The sequence below is a fragment of the Paraburkholderia sp. GAS334 genome (assembly GCF_050436625.1).
Lineage (GTDB): Bacteria > Pseudomonadota > Gammaproteobacteria > Burkholderiales > Burkholderiaceae > Paraburkholderia.
Window position 1 is genome coordinate 179,846 of the sequence record NZ_JBNDMO010000005.1, and the last position, 25,919, is coordinate 205,764.

Sequence of the window (25,919 nt, forward strand, 5' to 3'; positions counted from 1 at the left end):
GTTACTCCTGATAATGGTTGGCGCGATCTGCGCGCGCGGTGTAAAGAGCCAGCGTAGCGTCCACATATGCGTGGGCCTGGCCGACATACTGTGCGGGATCGAGCAGCCGTTGCAGCTGCGCGACCGGAAGATGGTGCGTGACGTTCGAATCGGCGGAAAGCACATCGAACAGTGAGCGGCCCGTCTGCACGGCCGCTTTCGATGCATGCTCAACGAGATGATGCGCGTCGAGCCGGCCGATCCTGTCACCAAGCGCGAGCATCACCGCTTCGCCGAGAATCAGCCCATGCGTGACGTCGAGATTGGCTGCAAGTCGCTCGACATTCACATCGAGGCCGGCGGTGATCTGTTCGATATTCGCAAGTGCGCCACCCGCGAGACGCGCGAGATCAGGCAACGCGTCCCACTCGGCCTGCCAGCCGCCCAGCGCGCGTTCATGCTCCTGAACCATGCCGGAGAGCACAGTCGCAACGAGACCCGGTGCGCGTGCCGCGGCCGTCAGCACCGCCGCGCAACCGACGGGATTGCGCTTGTGCGGCATCGTCGATGAGCCACCTTTACCTGCGGCCGCCGGCTCGCCGAGTTCGCCGAGTTCGGTCTGCATCTGCAGCGAAATATCGCGCGCGATTTTGCCTAGCGTGCCGATCAACATGCCGAACACGGACGCCGTTTCTGCGATGCGATCGCGTTGCGTATGCCACGGCAGCGTCGGCACGGCCAGATCGAGGTCTTTCGCGAGCGCCTGCGTCACGGCAGGCGCGGCATCGCGAAGACTCGCGAGCGTGCCGGCCGCGCCACCGAATTGCAGTACAAGCACACGCGAACGCAACACGTCGAGCCGCTCCTGATGACGCAGCAATGCATCGAGCCATTGCGCGAACTTCAGACCCAGTGTGATCGGCAGCGCCTGTTGCAGCCACGTGCGGCCGATCATCGGCGTCGCGCGATGCCTGAGCGCGAGCGCGGCGATGGCGTCGCACGTCGCGCGCAGGCTTGAATCGAGCAGATCGAACGTATCGCGCAGTTGCAGAACCGTCGCCGTATCGATGATGTCCTGGCTCGTCGCGCCCCAATGGACGTATTTCGACGCTTCCGTATCCGCCGCTTTCACGCGTGCAGTCAGCTGTTTAACGAGAGGGATCGCGAGATTGCCGCCGAGTGCAGCGTCGCGTGCGAGCGTGTCGGCGTCGAGTTGATCCGCCTTGCACGCCGCTTCGATCGCGGGTACGGCCGCTTGAGGAATCACGTTGTGTGCCGCCGACGCACGCGCCAGCGCCGCCTCGACGTCGAGCATCCGCTGCAATGTGGCACGCGGCGACCAGAGGTCGTTCATCGGCTGCGTACCGCAGATGAGGCCCGTCAGACGGGCGCTGGATTCGAGCATGGTGGCGTCAACCATCGAGGAGAGAGACGATAGCCGCGTGTGCCGGCAACCTGGCAAGCGCGGCGCCAGGCGTCATTGTCGCCGGGCACCGCGTCACCGTCACGCCGTGTTTACGCTGCGCCTGCGGATGCCTGCGTGGCGTTGATGAGCGGAATGCCCGTCAGCTTCTGCAATTCGTCGAAGCCGATATCCGAGAAGATCTCGCGCACGGCGAGCCCTTCAGGCGTCACATCGATCATGGCGAGATCAGTATAGATGCGGTCGACGCAGTTCACACCCGTCACCGGATACGTGCATTCAGCGGCGATTTTGCTTTCGCCTTGCTTCGTCAGGTGTTCCATCATGACGTACACCCGCTTCGCGCCGATCGCCAGATCCATCGCGCCACCCACTGCGGGGATCGCGTCGGGTGCGCCGGTGTGCCAGTTCGCGAGGTCGCCTTTGGCCGACACCTGGAACGCGCCGAGCACGCAGAAGTCGAGGTGGCCGCCGCGCATCATTGCGAACGAATCCGCATGATGGAAATAGGCGCCGCCGGTCAGCAACGTGACGTGCTGCTTGCCGGCGTTGATCAGTTCGTCGTCTTCCTCGCCTTTGGCCGGTGCCGGGCCCATGCCGAGCAGACCGTTCTCGCTGTGCAGGAAGATTTCCTTGTTCGCATCGAGGTGATTCGCCACCAGCGTCGGCACGCCAATGCCGAGATTCACATACGCGCCTTCGGGGATGTCCTGGGCGACGCGCTTCGCCATTTCATCGCGGGTCAGTCGTTTCATGTTGTGTCTCCTCTCAGGCCGCTGCGGTGTGTTGGGCAGCTTGCGGCAGCGCGATCACGCGTTGCACGAAGATGCCAGGCGTCACGATGACTTCAGGATCGAGCGCGCCGAGCGGCACCACTTCCGATACCTGCGCAATCGCGACTTTCGCAGCACTCGCCATGATCGGACCAAAGTTGCGCGCGGTCTTCCGATAGACCAGATTGCCCCAGCGGTCGCCTTTGAGCGCCTTGATCAGGGCAAAATCGGCATGCAACGGCGCTTCGAGCACATAGTGCCTGCCGTCGATCACCCGCGTTTCCTTGCCTTCAGCGAGCTTCGTGCCATAGCCGGTGGGCGTAAAGAAACCGCCGATGCCCGCGCCCGCCGCGCGGATACGTTCCGCGAGGTTGCCCTGCGGCACGAGTTCGAGTTCGATCTCGCCTGCGCGATAGAGCGCGTCGAAAACATACGAATCGGTCTGGCGCGGGAACGAGCAGATGATCTTGCGCACGCGTTTCGCCTTCAGCAACGCGGCAAGGCCGATGTCGCCGTTGCCGGCGTTGTTGTTGACGATCGTGAGTTCGCGCGCGCCCTGCTCGATGAGCGCATCGATCAGTTCGGACGGCATGCCCGCCGTGCCGAAGCCGCCGATCATGACCGTTGCGCCGTCGTTGACGTCGGCCACCGCTGACTGAAGTGATTCGAAAATCTTGTTGATCATGCCGGTTCCCTGTTGGACGCCTTGCGCCGCGCCGCTCAAGGAAGCTGCATGGCACCGTCTCCGCGTCGTGATGACTGCGCGCTGCCGGGTTCCGGATGCGCGCGACATGCCCGCTATATGCTGGTCTGCCCGCGACTGCTGTTTTTGCGAATTTGTTCTATACGCGAACAACGATTCGTTTAGCGAACGTTCGGGTGCATTATGGTCGGCGTCCGACCCGCTTGTCAAGGACCGGACTTCCATGATCTACCTTGCGCGGCAAAAGGCAAGGTGACGCGTCGAACTGAACCGCTGGTGGGCGCTTTCCCCAATATGCGGCAATGCGATTTTGCGGTTACGGTGTATACGTCATCGCGATACTGCCCCGCCGCCGTCATGCCTGAACTCGACCTGAACCTGATTCCTTACCTCGTTGCGATGGAGGACACGCGCAACGTGAGCCGCGCCGCCGAACGCCTTGGCGTGAGCCAGCCGCGCGTCAGCACGGCGCTCGGGCGGCTGCGCGAATACTTCGGCGATCCGCTCTTCGTACGGACATCGCGCGGGATGGAACCGACGCCGCGTGCGCTCGCGCTGATCCCGGCCGCGCGCGAGGCGCTCGGACGCATCGAGACCGGCCTGCTCGATTCGCAGGAGTTCGATCCCGCGACGTCGACGCATACGTTTTCGATCGCGCTTTCGGACGTCGGCGAGATCGTGTTCCTGCCGAGACTCCTGCAGATGTTCACGGAGCGCGCGCCGCACGCGAATCTGCGCTCGGTCACGCTGCCGCCGGCGCAGGTGGAACGCGGGCTTGAATCAGGCGACATCGATCTGGCGGTCGGGTTTTTCCCGGATCTGTCGGGCAACAACTTCTTTCAGCAGCGGCTTTTCACGCATCGCTTCATCTGCCTGATGCGCACCGGTCATCCGCTTGCGAAGGCGCCGCTGACGCTCGAGCAGTTCATTGCATGCGGGCATGCGGTGGTGCGTGCCGAGGGCCGCAGCCAGGAAGTGCTCGAACAGTTTCTGGAGAAGAAGCGCATCCGCCGGCGCGCAGTCCTCGAGACGCCGCATTTCATGAGCCTGCCGTTCATCCTCGCGCGCACCGATCTGATCGCGACTGTGCCGCACGCGATCGGCTTCGCGTACGTGTCGGAACATGCGTCGATCACGATCGTCGAACCGCCGATGCAGTTACCGCGTTTCGACCTCCGGCAACACTGGCATCGCAAGTTTCACAACGACCCGCGCGCGGGCTGGCTGCGCGGCGTTGTATCGGAGTTGTTCAACGATGCGATGGACGAATGGCCTAAGTGACAGCATTTCGCAAAACATGGAACAATGACCGACAGACATGACCTGACAGGAGCGGTGGATGACCCGAACAACAAAATCCGAAGAACCGGCCACTCGCCCGACGCGCGAAGAAGCTGAAGCGGCGGTTCGCGTGCTATTGCGTTGGGCTGGGGACGATCCCATGCGCGAAGGGCTGCGCGATACGCCCGCGCGCGTGGTGCGCTCGTATGAAGAGTTTTTCGCGGGCTACATGGTTGATCCGAAGGAACTGCTGGTCCGCACGTTTTCCGAAGTCGACGGCTACGACGAAATGATCGTGCTGAAAGACATCCGCTTCGAAAGCTACTGCGAGCACCACATGGTGCCGATCATCGGCCGCGCGCACGTGGCGTATCTGCCGGAACATCGCGTGGTAGGTATCTCGAAGCTTGCGCGGCTCGTCGATGCGTTTGCGAAGCGTCTGCAGATCCAGGAAAAGATGACCGTGCAGATCGCCGACACGCTGAACGAAGTGCTGCAGCCGAAGGGCGTCGGGGTGATTCTCGAAGCGTCGCATCAATGCATGTCGACGCGTGGCGTGCACAAGGCAGGCGTCGAGATGGTCACCTCACGGATGCTCGGCACATTTCGTACCGATCCATCGACCCGTCGCGAGTTTCTGTCGATCGTGGGGAATCCTTCGACGCTTAGTGTGGCGAATACCTGAACCTCACGCACTTTTTCCGTTCGTGCCTGCGAGTACTGGAATGCTGAAACGCTCGCAAGCTCACACGCTCACGCGTCTGCGCGCGCGCACGAAGCCGTCCATGCTCGCCAGCAGCACCGCGCCCAGCACGCAGGTCACGCCGCCCAGTTGCGCGAGGCTCACCGGCTCGCGCAGCAGCCACGCCGCGAGCGCGACCGCGGATACAGGCACGAGCGCGGTCGTCAGGCTGGCTTCAGCGCCGCTGATGCGGGCCGCGCCTGCGTACCAGAGCACGAAGCCTGCCACGGTCGGCACCAGCGCGTAGTAGATCACGCCTGAGATCGCCGCTACGTCGACGTGTCCGAGCCACGGTTTTTCAAACAGCGCCGGCACAACCGCAACTGCAAATCCGATACCGCTCATCAACGCCGACAGTGGCAGCGCGGGCACGGGCGTCTTGAGCTTGCGGTTGAGCAGGATGAACAACACTTCGCAGACGACCGCGGCGAACACGAGTGCGTCGCCGGCCAGCGCGCGAACGGTCCTCGCCCCCGCGATGTCATCGAGGCGCACGGTACAGGACAGCACGCCGGCTGTCGCCAGCAGAATCGCGCCGAGCAACGCGGGTCGCGGCCGCTCCCCGAACGCGATCATCGCGACGGCCGCCGTGACTGCGGGCAGCGTGCCCGCGATGACGCCCGCATCCGCGGCCGATGCGAGCCTCATGCCACTGATTAGCAGCACCGTATAACCGACGCTGCCCGCGCCTGCCTGCGCAATCACGAGCAACGTATCGCGCCGGTTCAGGCGCGGGAATGTCGCGCCGCGCATGCGCATGATCAGCACAAGAACGGGAAACGCAATCGCGAACCGCAATGCTGTCGCGGAGAAAGGCGGCAGGCCGGCCGCGATCGTCTTGCTGACCACCACCGTACTGCCGACGCCGATCATCGCCAGCGCGCAAAAGAGATAGCCGATCGAGCGGGAATTCATGCCGCGTCCTTGTCCGTTGGGAATGTGGACGCAGCGTAGAGCGAGTGGGAAAGCGGGTCTTGAACGAAATTGCAGCGTTCGGGCGGCAGGCGTTGCGGCGGCCGGTTCCGGCGGCCGGCGTTCCAGCGACGGCCGCTCGGGCTCAGGGACGGCGCGTCGCCGCCGCGTAGCCCGCGGGCGTGATGCCGAGCAGGCGCACGAACGCGCGGGTCATGTGGCTCTGGTCGGCAAATCCAGCGTCAGCGGCCGCGTCGGCGAGCGCCGCGCCTGTCGCGATGAGCCGGCGCGCGAGCGCCACACGCCGCTGCATCCGGTATGCATGCGGCGGCAAGCCGAGTTCATGCGCGAAACTGCGCAGCAACTGGAAGCGGCTCATACCCGCCTCGCCCGCCAGATCGGCGAGCGTCAATGCCGACGATGGATCATCGTCGATGCGCGCCTTCGCCCGCGCGATGGGCGCGGCCGTCAGACGGGGCGCTGCCAGTGTCGTGTGCTTCGCGCCGACATGGGCGAGCAATGCGAGCAGCACCTCTTCGCGCGCCATGTCGTCGACATGCGCGGCATCGTCGACGGCGGCCGTAAACACGCGCTCGAACAGCTGCTTCAACAGGGGATCATGTGCGACGGGCTGCGTCAATTCTACGGAGCGCGAGGGGGTGAGCGTCAGCTCGCCCGCGGCTTCGAACATCAGCGATGGCGCGAGGTACAGCATGCGCCAGGCGCGGCCGCGCGCGTCGAGCGGACTGCCGTCGTGGATTTCGCCGGGATTGCAGGTGATCACATCATTGGCGCGCGCTTCGACCGGACCGCGACCGCTCGCCGAACGCTGCCCGCCGCGCACGATCACGCCAATACCGAAGCCATCATGTGAATGACGCGGAAAGGCATGCGCGGTTTCCGCGACCGTCGCTTCGACGCCGTCAATGGCACAGCGAACCATCTGGACGCGGCCGCGCTGCATGCTGATCTCAGCCGGTGAGCGTCGCGGGCGGCCGTGGCGACATCAGCGTTTGCCCTCGTCGCTGCGATCGCCTTCGCGGATCTTGCCCTGCGACACACTGCTGCCCGCCGGCACGCTGTGCGTGAGCCACACATTGCCGCCGATCACCGAGCCACGGCCGATCGTCACGCGGCCAAGAATCGTCGCGCCTGCGTAGATCACGACATCGTCCTCGACGATCGGATGGCGCGCGTTGCCCTTCACCAGCGAGCCGTCGACGTCCGCCGCAAAACTCTTCGCGCCGAGCGTTACCGCCTGATACAGACGCACGCGTTCGCCGATGATCGCGGTCTCGCCGATCACCACGCCCGTGCCGTGGTCGATGAAGAAGCTGGGCCCGATCGTCGCACCCGGGTGAATATCGATGCCGGTGGCCGAGTGCGCGATCTCGTTGATAAATCGCGCGAGCAGGGGTACGCCGAGCCGGTGCAGCGCATGCGCGAGACGGTGGTGCGTCATCGCCCATACGCCCGGGTAGCAGAGCAGGATTTCGGTGATGTGCTGCGCGGCGGGGTCGCCGGTGAACGCGGCCTGGATGTCGCTCACGAGCATCGCGCGGATGCCGGGCAACTGCTTGCCGAATTCACGCGCGACGTCGAATGCGTGCACGCTGAGTTCGGCGTCGGGCGTCTCCGCGTATTCCGGCAGAAAACGCAGCGCGCGGCGGATCTGTTCGGCGAGCAGTCGCAACGTGCTTTCGAGCGTGTGGCCGACGTAATAGTCGACGCTCTCATCCGTCAGGTCGGGCGCGCCGTAATGCGTCGGAAACAGCGCCGCGCGCAGACCCGCGACGATATTGATCACGCCATCGCGCGACGGCAGTTCGCGAATACCGCGAGGGTGGCGCGTTCGATGCAGTTCTTCGCGCGACGCCCGCAGTTCGGCGACGATCTGTTCGAGACCCCAGTTATGAGAAGACACATTTGACATGATGAGGACGGCGCCGGCGTGCGGTTCAAGGTGAAGTGTCCCCAAGATTACCGCGTTTTGTGTCCGTCCGCGTGACGCACGCTGCGACGGAGCGCGGCCGGCGCCGCAGTCAGATTGTCACGCTGCTCGCATCGATCCAGCGCACTGCCCAGTCACGCGCGTGTGCGATCGCAGAGGCTTCGTCAGCGAAGCGGAGATCGACGGGGAAAAACCGGTTGGCGACGAGCTCACCGTCGCTGGAACGCGAGATCACCACATACGGCTGGTACATGCCATCGCCGGCTCGCGCCGGCGCACAGTTCAGCAAGTAGCCGCGATGTGTGAATGCAGCATCGAAGTGCATGAGTCACCCGCCCTGACTGCCTCGTAGATGATGTGAGTGACGCGCGGTATTGTGTTGCGGCCGGGCCGCCAGCGGCCGTTCACAGCGGCCGTGATTTGATACGCGACATCTCGTTCGGACTAAGATCATACTCTGTAGAAAATGCGTGTTCCACGGAAAAAAAGCAAAAATTTGCTGGACATGCGAGCAAGCTAAACGGCACCCAGGCGGGCGTTGAATGAGCGGTTGCCGGAACGGGTCTTGCTGGCAGTACGGGTAGGTGTTTCGCCCGAAGTTCCTGAATGGAGGTACCGCTATGGACAGCATCGACGTCAAAAAACCGCAGGGGGACGCCGCGAAGCCGGTCGCCAAAGGCCCGGTCAGCGCGGAGATGCATAACGACCGCACGCATGACAGCACCGTCGATACCGACGGCAAGAACCACGAAGCGGCACGAATTGCCGGACAAGGCCGGATCAGTCCGGACGAAATGACCTGCAGCAATGCATCGCTTGAAAACAGCGTGCCCGATATGCTCGGCGAGATCGCCGGCTTCGATAGCCGCGTGGGCGGCAACCATCTTCTGCTGGCTCTGGAGCCGGGTTACACGCTGATCGATAAAGGCATGGTCGTGCCCGAGAAACCGTATGACCTCGACTATCAGTTCGACGACCCACGCACCGTCGGCGCCCGACAGTATCGCGGCCGCATTCACTATGTGCTGAACCATCTGAGGCCCGCGCGCGTGATCGAAATTCAACGCGGCAAGTAGGCCTTTTTCGTCTGTCCTGTGTTTGATTTGCCCGTGTATCGCTTGCGGCACGCGGGCTTTCTTTTTTGAATTGCGTTTGATTCGGGTTTTGTCAGGCCACACGTTGCACGATTGCGAACTGCGGGTTTCGACACCTGTGCCCGCGCGCATCTTTATCGCGTGCCCCGATGCCTCGACAATCGGGGTTAGCCATTTCCTGATTTTCCCATTCCCCATTTGTGGAGTATCAACATGAACAAGGTTATCGTGATCGGCGCAACGGGAACGCTTGGGCAGGCCGTCGCCAGCGAACTCAAGGCGCCGCATGAGGTCATCGAGGTCGGCGCGACGCGTGGCGCATATCGCGTCGACAGCACGAATCCGGCAAGCGTCGAGCGTCTGTTCCGCGAAGTCGGCAAGGTGGACGCTGTGGTCACCACGATCGGCAAGGTGCACTTCGGCCCGCTCGCCGACATGACGGTCGAGCAATTCTGGGTCGGCCTGCGCGACAAGCTGATGGGTCAGATCAATGTCGTACTCGGCGCGCATCAATACGTCAACGACGGCGGCTCGTTCACGCTGACGAGCGGCATTCTCGCTGACGAGCCGATCCGCCTCGGCGCGAGCGCGACCTCGGTGAATCTGGCGCTGGAAGGTTTCGTGCGCGGCGCGGCCATCGAACTGCCGCGCGGGATCCGCATCAACGTCGTGAGCCCGACGGTGCTGGAAGAGTCGATGGACGCGTATGCGCCGTTTTTCCGCGGCTTCGAGCCGGTGAGCGCGAAGCGCGCGGCGCTGGCTTACCTGCGTAGCGTTGAGGGCGCGCAGACCGGGCAGGTTTATCGCGTCGGGTACTGATCAGTGAATCTCAGGCTCGTCTTTGCTCTTCGCGCCGCCGCGTTGCAGGAAGTCGAAATCGCAGCCCTTGTCGGCCTGCAGGACGTGGACCTGGTGCATCGCGCCGTAGCCGCGTTCAAAGCGCGGCGCGGGCTGCACCCACGCGGCCTTGCGGCGCGCGAGTTCCTCGTCTGATACGAGCACGTTCAGCTTGCGCTGCGGCACGTCGAGTTCGATCAGATCGCCGTCCCGCACCAGCGCAAACGGCCCGCCGATGAACGATTCCGGCGCGACGTGCAACACGCACGCGCCGTAGCTCGTACCGCTCATCCGCGCGTCGGAAATGCGCACCATGTCGCGCACGCCCTTTTGCAACAGCTTCTTCGGAATCGGCAGCTGGCCCCACTCCGGCATGCCCGGCGCGCCGACCGGCCCGGCGTGCTGCAGGACGATGACGCTGTTCTCGTCGATGTCGAGTGCATCGTCGTCGATGCGCGCCGCCATATCGTTGTAGTCGCTGAAGACGACCGCGCGGCCCGTATGCACATGCAGTTTCGGATCGGCCGCGCCCGGTTTGATCACTGCACCATCGGGCGCGATGTTGCCGCGCAGAACCGCAAGACCGTTGTCCGGCAACAGCGGCGCGTGACGGCGACGGATCACGTCGTCGTTGAAAATTTTCGCGTCCGCGATGTTCTCGCCGATCGTCTGGCCGTTTACCGTTTTCTGCGACCGGTCGATCAGGTCGCCGAGTTCTGAGAGCATCGCCGGCAGGCCGCCTGCATAGAAGAAGTCTTCCATCAGATACGAGCCCGTCGGACGGATGTTCGCAAGCACCGGCGTGCGGCGCGCGATGTCGTCGTAACGGTCGAGCGTGAGTTCGACGCCCGCGCGGCGCGCGAGCGCAATCATATGGACGATCGCGTTCGTCGAACCGGACAGCGCAAGACAGGTCGTCACGGCGTTATCGATCGAACCGGCCGTGATGATGTCCGATGGCTTCAGGTCTTCCCAGACCATTTCGACGATGCGCATGCCCGTTTTCGCCGACATCTGCGCGTGGCGGGAATCGGGCGCGGGAATCGACGCAAAGCCGGGCAGCGTGAAGCCGAGCGCCTCGGCAGCGCTCGTCATTGTCGAAGCCGTGCCCATGGTCATGCAGTGGCCCGGCGAGCGCGCGATGCCACCTTCCACACCCTGCCAGTCTTCTTCGGTGATCTTGCCCGCGCGCAGGTCGGCCCAGTATTTCCAGGTGTCGGAGCCGGAGCCGAGCGTTGCGCCGTTCCAGTTACCGCGCAGCATCGGGCCTGCGGGCAGGAAGATAGCCGGCAGATCCATCGAGATCGCGCCCATCAGCAGCGCGGGCGTGGTCTTGTCGCAGCCGCCCATCAGCACGACGCCGTCGGCAGGATAGGAGCGCAACGTCTCTTCGGCTTCCATCGCGAGGAAGTTGCGATAGAGCATCGTCGTCGGCTTCTGGAACGGCTCGGACAATGTCTGCACAGGCAGCTCGATCGGGAAGCCGCCGGCCTGCCAGATGCCGCGTTTCACTTCCTCCACACGCTGCTTGAAGTGCGTGTGGCACGGATTCATCTCGCTCCACGTGTTGAGGATGGCGATCACCGGCTTGCCGGCATATTCCTCGCGACTGAAGCCCATCTGCGCCGTACGCGAACGATGGCCGAACGAACGCAGATCGTTCACGCCATACCAGCGATGGCTGCGCAGTTCTTCGGGCGTCTTCCGTTTGGTCACACTATCTCCAGCCACGTCCTGGTTACATACAACGTTGCGCGTGCATGCGCACGCGTCACGCTTTCTGTTGTTTCACGCGCGACACGATCTGCGTCGGGCTCACGAACTGCAACGCGATCAGCACCCAGATCAGCGTAATGGCCATATAGATCATCGCCATCGCGTCGATCGACTGCGGCGCGCGTACACCGGTTGAAAACACAGCGTAATACAACGCGACGACGAGCGTCTGCGTGGCCGGTCCGGCGGTGAAAAATGTCAGCTCGAACATGCCGATCGTACGCACCAGCACCAGCAGCCCGGCCGCCAGCATACCCGGCACGAGCAGCGGCAGCAGCACGTAGCGAAAATACCGGAACGTGTTCGCGCCGAAAATGCGCGCCGCCGATTCCAGGTTCGGATCGATCTGTTCGATAAACGGTGTCATCACGAGAATCACGAACGGCAGCGCCGGCACCAGATTCGCGAGGATCACGCCAGACAGCGTGCCGGCCAGGCCGACCTTGTACATCACGGTCGCCATCGGAATACCGTACGTGACGGGCGGCACCATCAGCGGCAGCAGGAAGACGAGCATGGCGAAGCGCTTGCCGGGAAACTGCACGCGGGCGAGCGCATAGGCCGCCGGCACGCCGAGCGCGACCGACAGCAGCACGACCGCACCCACGACTTCAACGGTCACCCACAATACGTTCGCCAGCTGGAAGTCGCGCCACGCCTGCGCGTACCAGTGCAGCGTGAAACCTTGCGGCAACAGCGTGCCAAACCAGCGCGTCGCGATCGAGTTGACCGCGACTGTCGCGATCAGCAGCACGACGTTCAGCAGGAAGAAAGCCATCACCCCCCACACGAACGCTTTCCATAGACGATCCGACAGACTCGTGCGCTGCTTCTCCGCGCGCGACGGTTGCGCGCCATCGTTACCACCCTTGCGATTACCGTCAGACTGCGTCGCCGAAGGTGACCACGGACGCGTGGCGTGGTGATCGGTTGCCATCAGCCCTTCCCTCCCGTCACCGGTCCGCTATAGAAGAACCGACGCGCGCCGAGCATCGCTGCAACGACTACCAGCTGCACAAAGCCCATCACCATCGCAATGGCCGATGCGAGCGAATAGTCGTAACTTTCGAACGCGGCTTCAGCGGCCGCGATCGACATCACGCGTGTCGGCCCCGCCGGTGCGCCCAGCAGCACCGCCGACGGAAACACGGAAAACGCCTGCACGAACGACAGACACGCGGCCATCGTCAGACCGGGCACCAGCAGCGGCAGATAGATCTGGCGGAACTGCTGCCACGAACCTGCGCCAAGCGTCGCGGCGGCACTGGCGAGCGTCGGATCGATGCCGGTCACGTAGGAGAGCGTCAGCAGAAACGCAAACGGAAAGCCCGACACAATCAGCGAGATCAGCACGCCCCAGTAGTTATGCGTGAGCCGCACTTCGCTGGAATAGAGATGCAGGCCCTGCAACGCCTGCGGGAACCAGCCGTTCGGACCGAAGTACGTCAGCATGCCGTCGGCGATCAGCACGGTGCCGAGCGTGACCGGAATCACAAGCAGTGTCGTGACGAACTTCTGGTACGGAGAATTGCGGCGCAACGCGAACGCCACGGGAATCGACACACCGACGTTGATCAGCGTCGCGGGCACGGCGAGCTTCAACGTGACGATGATCGTCGGCCACATCGACGTGTCCGAGAAGAACGTCCTGTAGTTGCCCCACACGCCGCCACCGTTCATCGGCTGGAACGACAGCACGAGGCCGTAGGCAAACGGATAGATGAAGAGCGCAAGAATGAAGATCAGCGCAGGCGCGACGAGCCACGCCCTGGTGTCGCGCGGCGCGCGCGGCGGCAACAGCAGCGCCGTGCTCATGACGCTTCTCCGTCATACACCAGCGTGCGCGACGGCGGCACGCGCAGACTGATGCGCTCGCCTTCGGTGAACTCGCCCGCTAGACGCGCCCAAAGCTCGCCGAACGCCGTCTTCACGCGAATCAGCGAATCGCGGCCGCCGTATTCGACGGTCGTCACGTCGGCGTCGAATGCGTTTTCCGCGCCTGGCGCTGCGCGCTCCAGGTCTTCGGGACGCAGGGCCACGCTCACGCGTTTGCTGTTGAATCCTTCCATCGGCGTGCCGACAAGCCGCACACCGTTCGCCGTCATCGCGACACCTTCGCCCTGCGTACCCTCGAGCGTGAATTCAGCCACGTTGCGATAACCCATGAAACGCGCGACGTGCAGATTCTTCGGCCGGCCATAGACTTCCTTCGGCGATGCGACCTGCTGCACCACGCCTTCCTTCATCACGACGATACGGTCCGCCATCGAGAGGGCTTCATCCTGATCGTGCGTCACGTAGATCGTCGCGCGTTCAAGCTGGTTGTGGATACGGCGGATTTCGGCGCGCATTTCGATGCGCAGTTTGGTGTCGAGATTGGACAGCGGCTCGTCCATCAAAATGAGCGGGGGCTCGATCACGATCGCGCGCGCAATCGCGACGCGCTGCTGCTGACCGCCCGACAACTGCCCCGGCAGCTTGCGTTCGTGACCAACAAGCTGCACGAGTTGCAGCGCTTCGCGCGCGCGACGCGCGGCTTCGCTTTTCGGAACGCCGCGCATCTTCAGACCGAAGCCGACGTTCTCCAGCACCGACATGTGCGGAAACAGCGCGTAGCTCTGGAACACCATGCCAAAGCCGCGCTTTTCCGGCGGCAACACGTCGATGCGTGTGTCGTCGAGCCAGATGCCGCCGCCCGTTAACGGCTGAAGGCCCGCGATGCAATTCAGGGCAGTGGATTTGCCGCAACCCGAAGGCCCAAGCAGCGCGATGAATTCGCCGCGCTGAATGTTCAGATCGAGACCCTGCAGGGCCGCAATCGCATGGCCTTCGGCATTCGCGAAACTGCGGCTGACCGAATCGAGACGCAACTGCTCAAAGTGATGCTTCATGACGGTTTCCTGATACTGGCGACGGCACCGCGAGATGCTCCAGCTCCACCGCGCCGATCGTATAAACGTGCCTTTGCCATGGCTGCCGCGTGAAGGGCAGCGCGGAAAAGCGATACCCTTAACGCGACCTGGAAACACCCTTACTTCGTCTTCTGTGCGCCGACTTCGCGGTCCCACTTCTGGAACGCAGCAACCATCGCGGCCGCGTTCAACGGCAAAACGTGCGGACGATCCGCCAGCAACTTCGCATACTCGGGCCGGCCGAACTTCTTCAACACGTCCTGACTTTGCGCGGGCGCCTGTTCGATCGTCACGCCCTTGATCGCCGGGCCTGGATAGAAGTAGCCGTCGTCATAGGTCAGTGCCTGCTGCGCCGGCTCCAGCATGAAATTGATCAGCTTGTAGAGCACATCGAGCTTTTCCTTCGGCACGCCTTTCGGAATCACCATGAAGTGGGCGTCGTTGACCCACGTCATGTTGTCGAACGCCTGCACGCGGAATTCGGCCGGCACGATACCGAGCGCACGCGGGTTGATGTCCCAGCCCGTCACGCTGACGGTCATGTCGCGCGTGCCTTCGCCAAGCTCCTTCATCACGGCCGATGTGCCGCCCGGGTAATACGGAATGCAGTCGTTCAACTGCTTGAGGAAAGCCCACGTCTTGTCCCAGCCGTTGATCGGATCGTGCGGATCCTTGTCGCCAAGAATGTACGGCAGGCCCATCAGGAACGTGCGGCCCGGGCCGGAGTTAGCCGGACGCGCGTAGATCAGCTTGTCCGGATGCGCCTTGCACCATTGCAGCAACTGCTCGGGCGTCTTCGGCGGATCGCTGACCTTCCCCGGGTTGTATTCGAGCAGCGGGCCCGCCGGCATGTACGCCACTTCGAGTCCGAAGCCTTGCGCGAGGTCCTGCATCCTGCGCGGACCCGGCGCGTAGTTATCGAGCACGCCCGGGAAAGCGGCCGCGCTGTCCGGCAGCAGCTTCTGCCACAGGTTCTGTTCGATGCCGGCGGCAAGCGCATCGGTGCCCGTCAGCACGAGATCGATGTCGGAACGGCCCGCGGCCTGCATCGCCTTGATCTTGCCCGGCAGTTGCGGCGCAGGTGCGTTGGTGTAAGTGATGTTCGAAACGAGGTTCGGGTACTTCGCCTTGAAAGCCTCGAAGCCCTTCTGCGTCAGTTGAAGATCGCCCGCGACGTCGACGATGTTCAGGGTCACCGGATCCGCCGCGCGCGCAGCAGGCGCGAATGCCGCGCCGACCGCCAGACAGACAGCCGCAATCCTCACTGACAACATGCCGGAAATAGTCATTGCATCTCCTCGCTTCGTTGGTATGGAAGTCCGCCAGTTCAGGTGCGCTGCCGGCGGTACGTGTCTCGCGTTATGGAACATTGCCAACGCGCACATCTGACGTCAAGCAAATTGTAGGGTGCCGGCTATGCTTTCCCGCGAGCCGTGATTTCCGTCAATCCCTTTATAGACAATGGCTTAACGGCATATTGATTTCCCAGAAAGCGCGCCGCTCTACGGGTTTAGCCCGGTACATGTCAGGCAACTCTATCCACTTGCAGTCGCGTGCCTAGCCGCCTTTTACCCCCTGGGTATTCACGTACAGTGAGTACAGGCCGTGGCTCGCCGCCATGAAGAGCCGGTTGCGATGGCGTCCGCCGAAGCACACGTTCGCGCACCGCTCCGGCAGCGCGATATGTCCGATCGCCTCGCCATGCGGCGTGAACACGCGGACGCCGTCGAGTTCGTCCGTGCCCATGCCCCAGCCGCACCACAGGTTGCCGTGGATATCGACGCGAAAGCCGTCTGGCGTGCCTTTGCCGGCATCGATCAGTACGCGGTTGTTATCCACCGTGCGGCCATCGGGGGCGACGTCGAACACGCGTATCGTGCGCGGCGACTCGCGCGATGCAACCACATACAGTCGCGATTCATCGGGCGAAAATGCCAGGCCATTCGGACCTTCGATATCGTCGGCAACGAGGGTAACTTCGCCGCTCTGCCCGTCGATGCGATACACGCACTGCGGCAATTCCGGCTCCGCCTTTTCGCCTTCGTAAAAACCATCGATGCCGAAGCTTGGGTCAGTGAACCAGATCGAGCCGTCCGACTTCACGATGACGTCGTTAGGCGAGTTCAGGCGTTTGCCGAGATAGCCGTCGGCGAGCACGGTGATCGTGCCGTCGTATTCGGTGCGCGTGACGCGGCGCGTCAGGTGCTCGCAACTGACAAGGCGTCCTTCGCGATCGCGTGTATGGCCGTTTGCGTTGTTCGACGGCTGACGAAACGGCGTGACCGCGCCGGTCTCTTCGTCCCAGCGCAGGATGCGGTTGTTCGGGATATCGCTCCACAGAAGATAGCGCCCGTCACCGAACCATACTGGCCCTTCAGACCAGCGCGCGCCTTGATACAGGCATTCGACCGATGCCGAAGCGATGCGCAGCGCGTTGAAACGATGATCGAGAACGCGGATGGCGGGATCGGGATAGCGACGGTTGTTGTCTGTCATGAGTCTCCTTATGCGCTTCTTATGCGCTTCTTGTGTGCGATGCGCGGTGGATGGAAGCGTGCCGCTGGCGGATCGCGCCGCGCGTGCTCTGCCGGTTGCCGCCGCGCTCCCGTTACTGGTGACGGGAGCGGAGCACATCGCGACGCGCGACAACGTTCGTCAAACAATCAACCGACGATCAGCTCTGCCCGAGCTTGCCGTCACGCAGACGCCACAGCTTCAGCGGATTGTCGTCGTGCAATGCTTCAGGCAACAGCGCCGCCGGCAAATCCTGATAACACACTGGCCGCAGGAATCGCTCGATCGCCGTTGCGCCGACCGACGTCGCGCGCGAATCCGACGTAGCCGGGAACGGCCCGCCGTGCACCATCGCGTAGGACACTTCGACGCCCGTCGGAAAGCCGTTCGCGAGAATTCGGCCGGCCTTGCGCTCGAGTGTCGGCAGCAGCTTGCGCGCGAGATCGTAGTCGTCCGGCTCGAGTTGCAATGTGGCCGTGAGCTGGCCTTCGATATACCCGGTCACCTTGATCATTTCGTCGATGTCGCCACACGTGACGATCAGTGAAGTCGGCCCGAAGATTTCGTCTTCAAGTTCCGCCGCAGCAAGAAACTGCGCGGCGCTCGTCGTGAAGAGCGCGGGCAGCGCCGGACACGATGCGCGCGAAGGCGTGCCCTGCGCGACGCTGCGCACGCCATCCGTTTCGGCACGTTGCTCGACGGCAGCCTTGTACGCCGAAGCGATGCCCGGCGACAGCATCGTCTGCGCTTCCTTTTTTGCGAGCGCCTGCGCGGTGGCGTCGATGAACGCCTGCGTGTGCGGGCTATCGAGCACGATCACGAGACCGGGATTCGTACAGAACTGGCCGACGCCGAGCGTCACCGAATCGACGAGGGCGGAAGCGATTGCCTGACCACGCTTAGCCAGTGCGCCGGGCAGCAGGAAGAACGGATTGATGCTGCTCATCTCGGCAAATACCGGAATCGGCTCGCGACGCTTCGATGCAATATCGACCAGCGCAAGACCGCCGCGACGCGACCCCGTGAAGCCGACCGACTTGATCGCCGGATGCGCGACCAGCGCTTCACCAACTGCATTGCCAGCGCCGACGAGAAGCGAAAACACGCCTTCCGGCAAGCCCGTGTCGGCGACCGCTTTCTGGATCGCGCGGCCGACGAGTTCCGACGTGCCGAGGTGCGCCGGATGCGCTTTCACGACAACCGGGCAGCCCGCCGCCAGCGCCGACGCCGTGTCGCCGCCAGCCACCGAAAACGCGAGCGGAAAATTGCTCGCGCCAAAGACGGCGACGGGTCCGACGGGAATCTTCTGCAGACGCAGATCGGGACGCGCCAGCGGCTTGCGATCAGGCAACGCCGAATCGAGCGTCGCGGTGAGCCAGCGGCCTTCGCGCGCGAGCGAAGCGAAGAGCTTTAGCTGACCGACGGTGCGGCCGCGCTCGCCTTCGATGCGCGCCTTCGGCAAAGCCGATTCGATATGCGCGCGTTCAATCAGTTCGTCGCCGATTGCGACGATGTTGTCGGCGATCGCTTCGAGAAAGCGCGCGCGGGTTTCGAGCGGCGCGCTGCGGTACGGATCGAACGCGAGCGCAGCGAGTTTGCACGCCCGGTCGACATCGGCGGCGCTGCCCGCGCCAAAGACGGGTTCGATTTCCGCGTTGCGGGCCGGGTCGAACGCGCGCAGTGTGCCCTCGGCGCCCCGCACCGCGGACGCGCCGATGAGCATGTCTCCTGTGATCTGCATCTTGCAACTCCAGTCGAACGTTGCGGGCGACAGCCTTCCCTCGCCACGCAGCGCAAATCAGATAGTGGGAAGCGGCGTCAGGCCTTCGCTGACGGTTCCGCGTATTGATGCTCGAATGCGAGCAGCGCCTCAGCCGCAGCGTTGATCTTCGCATGATGTTCGACCGGCGTCGAACTGAGCAGTGGCAGGATCGCGCCCATGTCGGCGATCTTCGAGAAGGTCACCGCGTCGTGCAGGACGCGGATCAGCGAGATGTCATCGCGCAGCGTTTCGAGCGGCATGAAGGCGTCGTAGATGCGCTGCGCCTCGGCCGTGCGGTTTTCTTTCGCGGCTCGCAGGAGCGCCATCACCGAATGCGGCGCGATGCAGCCCGAACCGGTGGTCCACGCGGCGAGGCCGAAGTCGCGCACATGCACGAGCGCCGGCCGCTCGCCCATGCCCGAGATCACCTTCGACGGGCTCACGCTTTCGAGCAGACGCCGAAGGTAGGCGTCATCGCCGGGATTGTCGCGGACGATGGCGTATTTCACGGCGATCAGCGTGCCGCGATCGATGAGACGCGCGAGCGTATCGACGTCGACGTAGTCCTCGCTCTTGATATAGAGCGTGAGCGGCATGCCCGCCACATCGACGATGCGCGTGAGGCCTTCCTCGACGCCTTCCGAAGTTGTGAAGCCGCCGAGCGGCAGAACCATCGCGGTGCGGTAGTTCGTCTGCGCGAGGATGCGCGCCTGATCGAGCATCTTGCCGTAGTCGGGGCCGATCGCGGGGATCACGCGCGTCGCGTGGCCGGCGCTTTCCGCGAGCAGATCGAGCAGTTCACGATATTCGCTGACCGCGACGTGATAGAGATTCGCGTTGCCGCCATACAGCAGCGTGCGCACACCGCCCGACTCGATGTGCCGGATCAGCTTCTGGTTCTCGACAGCATCGAGCGAATAGTCGGCGCGGCGGGCAAGCGGCGGCACCGCCATCACGGTGGCGGCAAACTCGTTGTCGGAAATCGGGGAGACGTTCATGGCACCTCAGCAGCACGGATCGGGTCGGAGCGCGCATGCCAGGGTAGCACCGTGCGCCCAAGTTGTCAAACAAGTCGGGCGACTACCTGATCCGTACCGGAGAGGTCGATCCACGCCGCGACGCAGCATGGAAGCCTGATTCTCAACCGGTTTTATGACGCTTTCCAGCTGTCTGCGGCGCGATATGTCGATTTATCGTTATCTGTCTCGTATGACAACACGAAGCGCTCGTCACGCGAATCCGCCGTTTGCGCGTGGGTGCGCCAAAAAGATTTCCGTCGGCCTCGCGTCAACGAGGAAATTAATCGACTCATATCGACACGGTTCAATTAAATCCGATTCAAAACGCCGCATTTTCCCGCTATGTCCCTGCTGATATAGCGTCCAGTCGCCACACAGCAAAGACGCCCGCTGGCAGGGGCGCGGCAAAATGCAAAAAATCAACGCGGAATGCCGCTTTCTGAAACCCGCAATGTTCATACGGCTTGCGGAGCAGAATAAAAATGGTGATAGATTAATGAAACAGACAGGCGCAAACCACGCGTTCGCACCGTTATTATTAGCGGCCTGGCCCGCCGCGATCTGAGGGAGTCGCCCGTGCCATTACATTTTATTGAGCAGATGTCACCGCTGCTCGAGGCCACCGAAGAAACCACCTGGTTCGACGCCATCACGCGTCTCGCCGACGGATGGGGCTTCAACCAGGTTCTGCTGGCGATGCTGCCGCGCCCGGGCATGCGTCTGGAGGACGCCTATGTGCGCAGCACCTACGCGCCTTCCTGGCGACGCGCCTATGTCGAGCAGGGCCACATGCACATCGACCCGACCGTCTCGCACTGCGCGACCCGTTCCTCGCCGCTCGTGTGGTCGCCCGAAATCTTTGCGACCGAGCCGCAACAATCCATGTACGAGGAAGCCCGCGCGTACGGCCTGCGCGCCGGCGTAACGCTGCCGATTCACGGGCCAAGGCAGGAAGCGGGCATGCTGTGCTTCGTCAACGACAGCTCGCCGACTGACGATTTCTGGCGGCATGTGGATGTCGCGCTGCCGAATCTTGTGCTGTTGCGCGATCTGGTGATCGATACGAGCCAGCGTCACGTGAACGCACATACGCAGGAGTTGATCCCGAAGCTCACGCCGCGCGAACGCGAATGTTTGAAGTGGACTGCGCGAGGCAAGTCCACGTGGGAGATTTCACACATCCTGAACTGCTCGGAAGCCGTCGTGAACTTTCACATGAAGAACATCCGGACGAAGTTCGGCGTGAACTCGCGGCGCGCGGCCGCGGTCATCGCAACGCAACTCGGCGTTATTGACCCTGATTGACGAGGTCGAACACCTTGCGGTCGTGCAGCGCACGTTCCGCCCGGCCAAGATCGCTGTCGGAGACCGTCCGGGTGAAGTAAAGACCGAGCAGGATCGACACCGGCGCCGGAATCTCCGCGCCGGACTCAAACCGGCTGCCACGCGATTGCGTGACGCCGAACCGCGCCCAGAAGCGCCGCTGGCTCTCCTTCTTCTTTTTCCGGAACGCGATGATCAGCACGCGGTCCACGGACGAAGACGCCTCCGACGAACGGTCCGCGCTGGCCGCGCGATGAGCCGGTTGCCAATAATTTTCTAGTAGTTCCATGATGTCCGCCTGTTTGACTGGCTGCTGCCGGGATCGGTAAATCGATTCTCCACGGACTCCGGAACGGGGCACACCTATCCAGGTAGGTAGGTGGTATTTCGACCCGAAATGCATAAGTTTTCATGCGTATTGGCTAACCAACGCGTAATGGAGAACGACATGCAAGCAGCTATCCGGATTGGCCTGCGTCAAGAATTTGACAACGATCACATCAACGAGATGTACCGGCTGCGCGCCCGTGTGTTTCATGGGCGGCTTGGATGGGACATTCCGACGATCGCGGGGATGGAGATCGACGGCTATGACGCACTCGGCCCGCATTACATGCTGATACAGGACAAGGCGGGCGCCGTGCGCGGCTGCTGGCGCCTGATGACGACCGAAGGCCCGAACATGCTGAAGGACACGTTCCCGCAACTGCTGCATGGCGACGCAGCGCCGGTCGGGCGGCATATCTGGGAACTGAGCCGCTTTGTCGTCGAGACCGGCGGCGAAGAGCAAACGTTTGGCTTTGCCGATCTGACGATGCACGCGATCCACGAACTCGTGACATTCGCCGACCGGATGGGCATCACGCGCTACGTCACGGTGACGACGACGCCGATCGAGCGCCTGCTGCGCAAGACGGGCATCGAGCTGCGACGGCTCGGGCCGCCGCTGCGGATCGGCGTGGAAAATGCGGTGGCGCTGGAGATCGCGGTCAGCCCGCAGACGCGGGCCGCGCTATTCGGGCCGATGGCTGCCGCAGCCTGATGCGTGCGGGTTGTGGGCCGGTGTGCAGGCCGGTGTGCGGACAGTTGCGCACAGGGCGGCGTTTATTCGCCGCTCACGACCCGAACATCCGGTTGAGCGCGTTTTCGAGGTGAGCGCGCATGGCCTGGCCAGCGGCGGCGGAGTCCTTGCTGCGGATCGCCTCCAGCACGGCAAGATGTTCGCGCTGCACGAGACGCTGCCGCTCCAGCGTTTTCACGAGCGACAGATTGCGCGACAGGTTCATGCTGAACACGATCTGCTCTTCGATGAACGACATCACGGTGATGAAAAACTGGTTCTTCGACGCCCGCGCGACTGCCAGATGGAATGCGAAGTCGTCTTTTGCGCCAATGCCCTGTGTTTCGATGATGCGTTCGAGCTCATCCCATGCATGCTGGATCGCCGCGACATCGTCGGCTTCGGCCTGCTGCGCGGCCAGCGCCGCAGCGCCCGCCTCCGTGACGATGCGAAATTCGTAGCAGCGACGGATGTCCGAGAGCGTTTCGAGCGGCGCGAAGCGGCGCACGTCCGGATCGGGCCGGCGCGCGACCGTGGTTCCCGAGCCGTGCCGCGTGACAATGATGCCGTCGGCGCGCAGACGCGCGAGCGCTTCCCGCACCGTCGGGCGCGATGTCTCGAAGCGCTCCGCCAGCGCGTGCTCGGTAGGCAACCGCTCGCCCTCCTTGTACTCGCCTTCCAGGATCTGGTTCAGGATGTCGCCGTAGATCTTTTCGGGCAACCCCGAGGATTTCCGCTCGTTCATCATCGATGCCGCAGCTTGTCTGAATAGAGCATGATTGTAAGGCAAACTTTGCGCCGTGCCCGCCTGATTCTGATAGACGGCAAGCCGTGTGGCGGCTGAAAGCCTCGCCCGGTATGGCTCCGCTGCTTCCTCGCGGTCAAGTACCCCGACCTTACGACTTGATTTACATCAAGGAAATGTCTGCGGTTTTAGGTGATCATTTAATCTCAGGCTTTAATCAAGTGCGCTCGTAGTGTTCTCGCAGTGCCCTTTCTCCTGGGTCGTTCCGCATCGTGCGTCGACCCCTCTGCTGCGGAGGTCTCATGTACTCACGTATCCTGGTTGCGGTCGACGGCAGCGAAACGTCGCGCCGTGCGTTCCACGCTGCGCTCGATCTCGCGAAGTCGAACGGTGCAGTGTTGCAGGCGTTCTACGCCGTCGAGAACTCGCCCATGTATTTCGACGCGCCCGGCTATGACCCGTCGATCCTGCGCAACAGTCTGATCGCACAGGGCAAGGAACTCGACGCGGAATTACTGCAGCTCATGCGTGACGCCGGCGTACAAGGCGCCGTCGCGACGGGCGAAGCCTCGTCGCTCGAGGATGTTTCCGTGCTGGTGCTCAAGGCCGCCGCCGCGTTCAACGCGGATCTGCTCGTGATGGGCACGCACGGCCGGCGCGGCTTTCAGCGGCTGATTCTCGGCAGCGTCGCGGAACGCTGCGTACGGCAGGCAAAGCTGCCTGTCTTGCTGGTGCCTTCCGCAGTCGGAGACGGGCAACCGTCGCCAGAAAAAACCAGCGCCGCCTGACATTTTCAGACAAGACGCCCACGCGTCCTTTTGTCACTCAGGCCATGCAGAGGCCGGTGGGACAATCAGGACATCATCACTTTCCCGGCCTTCCGAACATGCTCACTCCCGTCGCGCTTTCCCAGTCTGCCGCGCATCGGTCCGCCCGCGCTGTCCCGTCCGTGCGCGCCGGGCGCGATGCGGCCCGCTGTTCGACATGCGCGATGCGGCAGCTTTGCATGCCGCAAGGCCTGCGCGCCGAAGATCTGCCAAAGCTCGAGGCGCTCATTTGCAATGCGCGCACGGTGCGACGTGGCGAAGCGCTCTATCGAACCGGCGACCCGTTCGATAACCTGTACGCCGTCCGGTCGGGCGCGCTGAAAACGGTGATGGCACACCGTCTCGGCCGCGAACAGGTAACCGGGCTGAAACTCGCAGGCGAGCCGCTTGGCCTCGACGGCATCAGCACCGACCACCACGCGTGCAGCGCGGTCGCGCTTGAGGACAGCTCGGTATGTATCGTCCCGTATCCGGCGCTCAAACGTCTGTGCCGTGAAATCGGTTCGATGCAGGACCGGCTGCACAAGCTGATGGGCGATCAGATCGTGCGCGAGGCGAAGCAGATGATGGTGCTCGGCTCGCAGAGTGCCGACGAGCGCGTGGCTGCTTTCCTGGTGGATGTGTCCGAACGCAATGCGCAGCGTGGATATTCGTCAAACGAATTCAATCTGCGCATGACGCGTGAGGAAATGGGCAGCTATCTTGGCATCACGCTCGAAACGGTCAGCCGTACGCTGTCAAGATTTCAAAAGCGCGGCCTGATCGACACGCAGGGCAAATTCATCCGCATCGTCGATTTTGACGGACTGCGTCAGCTCTAGTCAGCGCACGCGGCCGCCGCCTCGGTCGCTCCGGGCCGCGCGCAAGAGCGCGGCCGCAAAATGGCGGATATCATTGCGGTTTGGCATGCCTTCTGCAAGCACGTACAGTTTCCGTACCGTGCCCTCCAAGGAGACCCGGCGCAATGAATCGCGATCCCGCACTGCAGCACCCGCTCGTCCATCGACTCATCGAAGCCCGCCGCGTCACCGACGCGTTGTTTGCCGTCGTCAAACCCGAGTTTCTTTACGAGCGTCCGATCCGTGAACGTCACCGGATCGTGTTCTACATCGGCCATCTCGAAGCGTTCGATCGAAATCTCTTCGATCGACGCCTGTTCGACCTCCCTGCGCTCAGTTCCGAACTCGACCAGCTTTTCGCGTTCGGCATCGATCCGGTCGACGACGGCTTTCCGACTGATGTGCCGTCCGACTGGCCATCGCTCGAGGTCGTCAGTGAATATGCCGCGCAGGCGCGCGCGCAGATCGACCAGAAGCTCACGTCGCTGGAAATCACGAATGAAGGCATGCGCACGGCGTCAGCAGAGCAACTGCTGCACGTCGCGATCGAGCATCGGCTGATGCACGCCGAAACGCTCGCGTACATGCTGCATCAGTTGCCCATCGAGCAGAAGGTCGTGCCGCAGCAATCCGTCAACACGACGTTCGGGAGCGGCGAGATCACAGGCAATTCGATGGTCAGCGTCCCGGCTGGCTCGACCGTTCTTGGTATGTCGCGCGAAGCCGGCGCCTTCGGCTGGGATAACGAATTCGGCGAACTGCGCGTCGATGTGCCCGCGTTCGAGATCGACCGTCATATGGTGACAAACGGCGCGTATCGCGCGTTCGTCGAGGCAGGCGGTTATCGCGACAAGTCGCTGTGGACCGACAGGGACTGGGCGTGGAAGGAAGCCGAACACATCGGACACCCCGCCAGCTGGTCGCTGCGCGAAGGTAACGGCGATGGCGCGCGCGGCTGGCGCTTGCGCACGATGTTCGACGATATTCCGCTGCCCGAAAACTGGCCCGTGTATGTGAGCCACGCCGAAGCCAGCGCGTACGCACGCTGGGCCGGCAAGACGCTGCCGACCGAAGCGCAGTGGCAACGCGCAGCGCACGGCGCGCCGCACGCGGCGTCCGGCAATTTCGACTTCCGTAGCTGGGATCCTCAGGCCGTCGATGCGCATCCGGATAACGTCAGCGCGTTCGGCGTCGAAGGGCAGTTCGGCAACGGCTGGGAATGGACGTCGACGTTGTTCGATGCGTTGCCAGGCTTCGAGGCATTTCCGTTTTATCTGGGCTATTCGGCGAACTTCTTCGACGGCCAGCATTACGTGCTCAAAGGCGGATCGGCGCGCACGGCGGCGTGCATGCTACGTCCGACGTTTCGCAACTGGTTCCAGCCGCGATATCAATACGTGTATGCGGGGTTTCGCTGCGTGCGTGGTGACTAATAAAGCGAAAGTTG

At 63.1% G+C, this 25,919-nt stretch carries 26 protein-coding genes; 9 read left to right on the top strand and 17 right to left on the bottom strand.

What is annotated here, in order from left to right; genetic code table 11:
* Window position 1: 1 nt before the first annotated feature.
* The 3 genes from P3T21_RS11665 to P3T21_RS11675 form a co-directional block, all read right to left on the bottom strand.
* Entirely contained in the window at window positions 2-1,384 is a 1,383-nt protein-coding gene (locus P3T21_RS11665; RefSeq protein ID WP_429256083.1) for a 3-carboxy-cis,cis-muconate cycloisomerase, read from the bottom strand.
* Between the two features lie 110 nt (window positions 1,385-1,494).
* Window positions 1,495-2,157, bottom strand: a complete 663-nt coding sequence (locus tag P3T21_RS11670) for a 3-oxoacid CoA-transferase subunit B (RefSeq protein WP_429256084.1) — start codon at window positions 2,155-2,157, stop codon at window positions 1,495-1,497.
* 13 nt (window positions 2,158-2,170) lie between these two features.
* A complete protein-coding gene (locus P3T21_RS11675) occupies window positions 2,171-2,860 on the bottom strand; it encodes a 3-oxoacid CoA-transferase subunit A (protein ID WP_429256085.1) in 690 nt (229 codons plus the stop codon).
* Between the two features lie 375 nt (window positions 2,861-3,235).
* Here P3T21_RS11675 and P3T21_RS11680 point away from each other — a divergent pair, with 375 nt between their 5' ends.
* Window positions 3,236-4,159 carry a LysR family transcriptional regulator gene (locus P3T21_RS11680; RefSeq protein WP_429256086.1) on the top strand — a complete coding sequence of 308 codons (924 nt, stop codon included), beginning with the start codon at window positions 3,236-3,238 and terminating at the stop codon, window positions 4,157-4,159.
* Between the two features lie 58 nt (window positions 4,160-4,217).
* Complete coding sequence (gene folE / locus P3T21_RS11685) at window positions 4,218-4,844, top strand: GTP cyclohydrolase I FolE (RefSeq protein ID WP_429256087.1); 627 nt, start codon at window positions 4,218-4,220, stop codon at window positions 4,842-4,844.
* A 60-nt stretch (window positions 4,845-4,904) separates the two neighbouring features.
* Here folE and P3T21_RS11690 read toward each other — a convergent pair whose 3' ends face one another.
* The 4 genes from P3T21_RS11690 to P3T21_RS11705 form a co-directional block, all read right to left on the bottom strand.
* A complete protein-coding gene (locus tag P3T21_RS11690; protein ID WP_429256088.1) occupies window positions 4,905-5,816 on the bottom strand; it encodes a DMT family transporter in 912 nt (303 codons plus the stop codon).
* A gap of 142 nt (window positions 5,817-5,958) precedes the next feature.
* Window positions 5,959-6,777 carry an AraC family ligand binding domain-containing protein gene (locus P3T21_RS11695; RefSeq protein ID WP_429256089.1) on the bottom strand — a complete coding sequence of 273 codons (819 nt, stop codon included), beginning with the start codon at window positions 6,775-6,777 and terminating at the stop codon, window positions 5,959-5,961.
* Between the two features lie 42 nt (window positions 6,778-6,819).
* Window positions 6,820-7,746, bottom strand: a complete 927-nt coding sequence (gene epsC / locus P3T21_RS11700; RefSeq protein WP_429256090.1) for a serine O-acetyltransferase EpsC — start codon at window positions 7,744-7,746, stop codon at window positions 6,820-6,822.
* A gap of 109 nt (window positions 7,747-7,855) precedes the next feature.
* Complete coding sequence (locus tag P3T21_RS11705; RefSeq protein WP_429256091.1) at window positions 7,856-8,089, bottom strand: hypothetical protein; 234 nt, start codon at window positions 8,087-8,089, stop codon at window positions 7,856-7,858.
* A 295-nt stretch (window positions 8,090-8,384) separates the two neighbouring features.
* On the opposite strand from P3T21_RS11705, the gene P3T21_RS11710 reads away from it, so the two are divergent.
* Both P3T21_RS11710 and P3T21_RS11715 read left to right on the top strand, forming a co-directional pair.
* A complete protein-coding gene (locus tag P3T21_RS11710) occupies window positions 8,385-8,840 on the top strand; it encodes a DUF3005 domain-containing protein (protein WP_429256092.1) in 456 nt (151 codons plus the stop codon).
* A 231-nt stretch (window positions 8,841-9,071) separates the two neighbouring features.
* Window positions 9,072-9,677, top strand: coding sequence for a short chain dehydrogenase (locus P3T21_RS11715; RefSeq protein WP_429256093.1), 606 nt, complete (start codon window positions 9,072-9,074; stop codon window positions 9,675-9,677).
* On the opposite strand, the gene araD is transcribed toward P3T21_RS11715, so the two are convergent.
* The 8 genes from araD to P3T21_RS11755 form a co-directional block, all read right to left on the bottom strand.
* Window positions 9,678-11,411 (bottom strand): L-arabinonate dehydratase, encoded by a 1,734-nt coding sequence (gene araD, locus P3T21_RS11720; RefSeq protein WP_429256094.1) that lies wholly within the window; start codon window positions 11,409-11,411, stop codon window positions 9,678-9,680.
* Between the two features lie 55 nt (window positions 11,412-11,466).
* On the bottom strand, window positions 11,467-12,408 hold the full coding sequence (locus P3T21_RS11725) for an ABC transporter permease (RefSeq protein ID WP_429256095.1): 942 nt from the start codon (window positions 12,406-12,408) through the stop codon (window positions 11,467-11,469).
* Complete coding sequence (locus P3T21_RS11730; protein WP_429256096.1) at window positions 12,408-13,286, bottom strand: ABC transporter permease; 879 nt, start codon at window positions 13,284-13,286, stop codon at window positions 12,408-12,410. Before P3T21_RS11730 ends, P3T21_RS11725 begins: the two co-directional genes overlap by 1 nt.
* Window positions 13,283-14,362 (bottom strand): ABC transporter ATP-binding protein, encoded by a 1,080-nt coding sequence (locus P3T21_RS11735; RefSeq protein ID WP_429256097.1) that lies wholly within the window; start codon window positions 14,360-14,362, stop codon window positions 13,283-13,285. The genes P3T21_RS11730 and P3T21_RS11735 overlap by 4 nt, the downstream gene beginning before the upstream one ends.
* A 140-nt stretch (window positions 14,363-14,502) precedes the next feature.
* Window positions 14,503-15,657: an extracellular solute-binding protein gene (locus P3T21_RS11740; RefSeq protein ID WP_429256313.1), complete on the bottom strand. Its 1,155-nt coding sequence runs from the start codon at window positions 15,655-15,657 to the stop codon at window positions 14,503-14,505.
* Window positions 15,658-15,940: 283 nt separating this feature from the next.
* Window positions 15,941-16,879, bottom strand: coding sequence for an SMP-30/gluconolactonase/LRE family protein (locus tag P3T21_RS11745; protein ID WP_429256098.1), 939 nt, complete (start codon window positions 16,877-16,879; stop codon window positions 15,941-15,943).
* A gap of 178 nt (window positions 16,880-17,057) precedes the next feature.
* Window positions 17,058-18,638, bottom strand: a complete 1,581-nt coding sequence (locus tag P3T21_RS11750; RefSeq protein WP_429256099.1) for an aldehyde dehydrogenase (NADP(+)) — start codon at window positions 18,636-18,638, stop codon at window positions 17,058-17,060.
* A gap of 77 nt (window positions 18,639-18,715) precedes the next feature.
* The gene (locus tag P3T21_RS11755) at window positions 18,716-19,657 is read right to left on the bottom strand and encodes a dihydrodipicolinate synthase family protein (protein WP_429256100.1); all 942 of its coding nucleotides are present in this window, start codon (window positions 19,655-19,657) and stop codon (window positions 18,716-18,718) included.
* Between the two features lie 621 nt (window positions 19,658-20,278).
* On the opposite strand from P3T21_RS11755, the gene P3T21_RS11760 reads away from it, so the two are divergent.
* Window positions 20,279-20,983 (top strand): helix-turn-helix transcriptional regulator, encoded by a 705-nt coding sequence (locus tag P3T21_RS11760; protein WP_429256314.1) that lies wholly within the window; start codon window positions 20,279-20,281, stop codon window positions 20,981-20,983.
* On the opposite strand, the gene P3T21_RS11765 is transcribed toward P3T21_RS11760, so the two are convergent.
* The gene (locus tag P3T21_RS11765; protein WP_429256101.1) at window positions 20,967-21,290 is read right to left on the bottom strand and encodes an XRE family transcriptional regulator; all 324 of its coding nucleotides are present in this window, start codon (window positions 21,288-21,290) and stop codon (window positions 20,967-20,969) included. The genes P3T21_RS11760 and P3T21_RS11765 overlap by 17 nt on opposite strands.
* A 159-nt stretch (window positions 21,291-21,449) precedes the next feature.
* On the opposite strand from P3T21_RS11765, the gene P3T21_RS11770 reads away from it, so the two are divergent.
* Entirely contained in the window at window positions 21,450-22,043 is a 594-nt protein-coding gene (locus P3T21_RS11770) for an acyl-homoserine-lactone synthase (protein WP_429256102.1), read from the top strand.
* A gap of 73 nt (window positions 22,044-22,116) precedes the next feature.
* Here the strand turns inward: P3T21_RS11770 and P3T21_RS11775 are convergent, their stop codons facing one another.
* Complete coding sequence (locus tag P3T21_RS11775; RefSeq protein ID WP_429256103.1) at window positions 22,117-22,806, bottom strand: FadR/GntR family transcriptional regulator; 690 nt, start codon at window positions 22,804-22,806, stop codon at window positions 22,117-22,119.
* Between the two features lie 302 nt (window positions 22,807-23,108).
* On the opposite strand from P3T21_RS11775, the gene P3T21_RS11780 reads away from it, so the two are divergent.
* The 3 genes from P3T21_RS11780 to P3T21_RS11790 all read left to right on the top strand — a co-directional run bounded on the left by P3T21_RS11780 (window position 23,109) and on the right by P3T21_RS11790 (window position 25,905).
* A complete protein-coding gene (locus P3T21_RS11780) occupies window positions 23,109-23,594 on the top strand; it encodes a universal stress protein (protein ID WP_429256104.1) in 486 nt (161 codons plus the stop codon).
* Between the two features lie 98 nt (window positions 23,595-23,692).
* Entirely contained in the window at window positions 23,693-24,454 is a 762-nt protein-coding gene (locus P3T21_RS11785; protein ID WP_429256105.1) for a helix-turn-helix domain-containing protein, read from the top strand.
* Window positions 24,455-24,597: 143 nt separating this feature from the next.
* Window positions 24,598-25,905 carry an SUMF1/EgtB/PvdO family nonheme iron enzyme gene (locus P3T21_RS11790; protein ID WP_429256106.1) on the top strand — a complete coding sequence of 436 codons (1,308 nt, stop codon included), beginning with the start codon at window positions 24,598-24,600 and terminating at the stop codon, window positions 25,903-25,905.
* Window positions 25,906-25,919 lie beyond the last annotated feature (14 nt).

Coding starts and splice junctions, on each gene's coding strand:
- P3T21_RS11665 (WP_429256083.1), bottom strand. CDS start 1,384: ATGCTCGAATCCAGCGCCCGTCTGACGGGCCTCATCTGCGGTACGCAG.
- P3T21_RS11670 (WP_429256084.1), bottom strand. CDS start 2,157: ATGAAACGACTGACCCGCGATGAAATGGCGAAGCGCGTCGCCCAGGAC.
- P3T21_RS11675 (WP_429256085.1), bottom strand. CDS start 2,860: ATGATCAACAAGATTTTCGAATCACTTCAGTCAGCGGTGGCCGACGTC.
- P3T21_RS11680 (WP_429256086.1), top strand. CDS start 3,236: ATGCCTGAACTCGACCTGAACCTGATTCCTTACCTCGTTGCGATGGAG.
- folE (WP_429256087.1), top strand. CDS start 4,218: ATGACCCGAACAACAAAATCCGAAGAACCGGCCACTCGCCCGACGCGC.
- P3T21_RS11690 (WP_429256088.1), bottom strand. CDS start 5,816: ATGAATTCCCGCTCGATCGGCTATCTCTTTTGCGCGCTGGCGATGATC.
- P3T21_RS11695 (WP_429256089.1), bottom strand. CDS start 6,777: ATGCAGCGCGGCCGCGTCCAGATGGTTCGCTGTGCCATTGACGGCGTC.
- epsC (WP_429256090.1), bottom strand. CDS start 7,746: ATGTCAAATGTGTCTTCTCATAACTGGGGTCTCGAACAGATCGTCGCC.
- P3T21_RS11705 (WP_429256091.1), bottom strand. CDS start 8,089: ATGCACTTCGATGCTGCATTCACACATCGCGGCTACTTGCTGAACTGT.
- P3T21_RS11710 (WP_429256092.1), top strand. CDS start 8,385: ATGGACAGCATCGACGTCAAAAAACCGCAGGGGGACGCCGCGAAGCCG.
- P3T21_RS11715 (WP_429256093.1), top strand. CDS start 9,072: ATGAACAAGGTTATCGTGATCGGCGCAACGGGAACGCTTGGGCAGGCC.
- P3T21_RS11725 (WP_429256095.1), bottom strand. CDS start 12,408: ATGGCAACCGATCACCACGCCACGCGTCCGTGGTCACCTTCGGCGACG.
- P3T21_RS11730 (WP_429256096.1), bottom strand. CDS start 13,286: ATGAGCACGGCGCTGCTGTTGCCGCCGCGCGCGCCGCGCGACACCAGG.
- P3T21_RS11735 (WP_429256097.1), bottom strand. CDS start 14,362: ATGAAGCATCACTTTGAGCAGTTGCGTCTCGATTCGGTCAGCCGCAGT.
- P3T21_RS11740 (WP_429256313.1), bottom strand. CDS start 15,657: ATGTTGTCAGTGAGGATTGCGGCTGTCTGTCTGGCGGTCGGCGCGGCA.
- P3T21_RS11745 (WP_429256098.1), bottom strand. CDS start 16,879: ATGACAGACAACAACCGTCGCTATCCCGATCCCGCCATCCGCGTTCTC.
- P3T21_RS11750 (WP_429256099.1), bottom strand. CDS start 18,638: ATGCAGATCACAGGAGACATGCTCATCGGCGCGTCCGCGGTGCGGGGC.
- P3T21_RS11755 (WP_429256100.1), bottom strand. CDS start 19,657: ATGAACGTCTCCCCGATTTCCGACAACGAGTTTGCCGCCACCGTGATG.
- P3T21_RS11760 (WP_429256314.1), top strand. CDS start 20,279: ATGTCACCGCTGCTCGAGGCCACCGAAGAAACCACCTGGTTCGACGCC.
- P3T21_RS11765 (WP_429256101.1), bottom strand. CDS start 21,290: ATGGAACTACTAGAAAATTATTGGCAACCGGCTCATCGCGCGGCCAGC.
- P3T21_RS11770 (WP_429256102.1), top strand. CDS start 21,450: ATGCAAGCAGCTATCCGGATTGGCCTGCGTCAAGAATTTGACAACGAT.
- P3T21_RS11775 (WP_429256103.1), bottom strand. CDS start 22,806: ATGAACGAGCGGAAATCCTCGGGGTTGCCCGAAAAGATCTACGGCGAC.
- P3T21_RS11780 (WP_429256104.1), top strand. CDS start 23,109: ATGTACTCACGTATCCTGGTTGCGGTCGACGGCAGCGAAACGTCGCGC.
- P3T21_RS11785 (WP_429256105.1), top strand. CDS start 23,693: ATGCTCACTCCCGTCGCGCTTTCCCAGTCTGCCGCGCATCGGTCCGCC.
- P3T21_RS11790 (WP_429256106.1), top strand. CDS start 24,598: ATGAATCGCGATCCCGCACTGCAGCACCCGCTCGTCCATCGACTCATC.